The organism is Massilia sp. CT11-108, assembly GCF_047302915.1.
Classification (GTDB): Bacteria; Pseudomonadota; Gammaproteobacteria; order Burkholderiales; family Burkholderiaceae_D; genus Telluria; species Telluria orientalis.
Genome location: NZ_JBKYMO010001543.1, coordinates 1 through 267 on the forward strand (window position 1 = coordinate 1; position 267 = coordinate 267).

Annotated in this window: 1 pseudogene; it reads right to left on the bottom strand. The window is 56.2% G+C overall.

The features are described 5' to 3' along the window. Positions 1-124 (bottom strand): annotated as a pseudogene (locus ACEN88_RS35545) (peptidylprolyl isomerase); the annotation flags it as partial. Between the last annotated feature and the right edge of the window lie 143 nt (positions 125-267).

Here is a 267-nt window from a genome sequence, read left to right on the forward strand (position 1 = left end):
TGATGTTACCTGCGCCTTGCAGGTAGACCAGCGGCGCGCCGCCGGCGGAGCTGTCGATGACCTCACCAGCGTCGTTGGTCAGGGTATAGTCGATGGAGACAGCCTTATTGGCGGCGATCAGCATGGGGCGAGACCTTTTGCATAAGAAAGATGAATGTCCAAGTTTAGCGAAGCAATCGCCCGAAAGCGAACACAACCCAGACAAACGGGGTGCAATGAAAGCCTCGACCATTACAGGTTTTCATCAGGACGAGGACGGGCACTGGG